Raw genomic sequence first — 2262 nt, 5'->3', positions numbered from 1 at the left:
AGCTTGGTTCCCCTGAGGCAGCTCCCATTCTCATTGGCTATCTTCAAAACCAAGAGTATCAGGATGTTCTAGGGGTAATTGGGGAGACCCTCGGCAAGTGCGTTGATACGAGCCATATCCCTGCTCTACTGGAATGTCTTCAAAACCAAGAGGATAGCGGCGTTCGTTGCACCATCATTGGTATCCTTGGGAAGATCGGTTCCTCAGAAGTGGTTCCTACATTGCTAGGGCGATTACGAAGTGAAGAGTGGAATATTCGTCGAAGTATCGCCGATGCTCTTGGCAAGATCGGGTTTGATGCACTGGATGCTATCTGCGTTGCCTGGGACGATTACGAAGGGGAAGAGGCGCAGGAGGATTTGGCACAGGTGCTCTACACCCTCGCGACGATTAACTCTGACGGGAATTAGGTACGCTTGCTAATCCCTCACCACCCCAACCCTCCCTGCCCTGAGGGAGGGTGGACGCGAGTTTTACGAGTGGCCGGGTGGGTTCAGGCGAATGAGTCTGGAAGGTAGGTTTTGCTCATGGTAAAATCATTTTTGACATCTTACTCATCGCTGAGAGATACTGTCCCAAAGCAGATGACATCTTACTAAAGATAAAAGACGTCTTACTCAACACTTTTTGCCTCGGGCGCAACAGTATCGCAACCTTGCTCAACAGTCAAGACGAACGAGAAAACGCCCAGAGACACTGATTTGAAGGGAATGATGGTATGGCTACAGGAATTAAACCCGCCGACACCGATATGGTCGAGTTCGTCCGGGTCGCTTTAGTGAACTTAGACAACGATGCCGAGCTACAGAGCCTTGTCGCGCCCTTTGGCATTGATACCGCCTTCCGTGCCGCCGGGGTGAGCGCCCTCACCGACACACAAGCAAAGATCGCGACGGAGCAGGACACTGACGGGGCGCAGCTTGCGGCCACCGCGCTGGTCGTCACCCTCAAAGACGAAGTCACCAAGCACTACACCGGCCTCTCGGAGCTGGCGCGGGCCGTGTTTCGTGGACAGACGGGCAAGCTGACGCAGCTCGGGATTGTCGGACGCGCTCCCACCAAAGTGGCGGACTTGCTGGAGCGAGGCAACAAGCTCTTTACCACCGTCCAGAACCACGAGGAGCTGGCGGCAGGCTTTCTCAAAGTGGGGCAGACGAGTGAAAAACTCTCCGTGATCGAAGCCCGCTTCGGCGTCCTCGCGGCGGCAGCGGCGGAGCAGGAGCGGGCAAAAGGTGCGAGCCAGCAAGCGACGGCGGAGTCACGGGCGGCGATCAATGCCCTGCGGGTCTGGTGGGGCAACCTCAAGCGCATCGCCCGAGTGGCACTGCGCGGAAAGAAGCAGCTGCTAGAGAAGCTCGGCATCACCGCACGGTAGCGTCCCAGAACCCACCCCGGCTTCGCTCATTCTTCGCTACGCCGACCCTCCCTGCCCTGAGGGAGGGTGGACGCGAGTTTTACGAGGGGCCGGGTGGGTTCAGCCGGGTGAGTTCATGCGCATGGTTTTAGTGAGTCAGCAGAGTGCGCTATACTACAAGATGAAATGAGTCGTCTTTCCCCCCTCTCCCCCCGTGCGCTTCACTGCGCCCCCTCGCCCACCCTCGCCATCACCGCCAAGGCCAACCAGCTCAAGGCGGAAGGTCACGATGTCCTCGGTTTTGGTGCCGGGGAGCCGGACTTTGACACCCCGCAGCATATCAAGGACGCTGCTATCGAGGCGCTTGCCAAGGGCAAGACCAAGTACACGCCCTCGGCAGGCATTCCTGAGCTACGAAAAGCCATCGCCGAGAAGCTCAAGACCGATAATGATCTGGACTACGCCCCCGCCAATGTGATTGTCTCCTGCGGTGGCAAGCACACGCTCTACAATATCTTCCAGGCCATGGTCAGCGAGGGCGATGAAGTGGTGATTCCCGCGCCCTACTGGGTCAGCTACCCCGAGCAGGTCAAGCTCGCTGATGGCACGCCGGTGATTTTGCAGACCACCGATGCCACCAACTTTGCCCCGACGGTCGAGCAGCTCAAAGCCGCGATTACCCCCAAGACCAAGATCGTCATCCTCAACTCGCCGAGTAACCCAACCGGCGCGATGTGGCCGCGTGCCACGATCGAGGCGCTGGCAGAGCTGGCGATTCAGCACGACTTCTTTGTGATCTCCGACGAGATCTACGAGAAAATAGTCTACGATAACAATGAGTTTGTCTCGATTGCCGCGCTCGGGCCAGAGATCAAGAAGCGGACGTTCACGGTCAATGGCATGAGCAA

General features: G+C 57.6%; 3 protein-coding genes. All 3 read left to right on the top strand.

Features of this window, described 5'->3' with window-relative positions:
- Window positions 1–410: HEAT repeat domain-containing protein (locus tag RMO15_RS07600; protein ID WP_309710044.1), on the top strand; the 410-nt coding region annotated here is incomplete at its 5' end.
- Between the two features lie 308 nt (window positions 411–718).
- The gene (locus RMO15_RS07595) at window positions 719–1375 is read left to right on the top strand and encodes a hypothetical protein (RefSeq protein WP_309710041.1); all 657 of its coding nucleotides are present in this window, start codon (window positions 719–721) and stop codon (window positions 1373–1375) included.
- A gap of 165 nt (window positions 1376–1540) precedes the next feature.
- On the top strand, window positions 1541–2262 hold a 722-nt coding region (locus RMO15_RS07590), incomplete at its 3' end, for a pyridoxal phosphate-dependent aminotransferase (protein ID WP_309710038.1).

The organism is Armatimonas sp. (assembly GCF_031410135.1).
GTDB lineage: Bacteria > Armatimonadota > Armatimonadia > Armatimonadales > Armatimonadaceae > Armatimonas.
This window is presented reverse-complemented; position numbering and strand designations above follow the sequence as displayed.

What these genes read in the sequence shown, in the direction of transcription:
- RMO15_RS07595 (WP_309710041.1), top strand. Translation starts at nt 719, where the DNA reads ATGGCTACAGGAATTAAACCCGCCGACACCGATATGGTCGAGTTCGTC.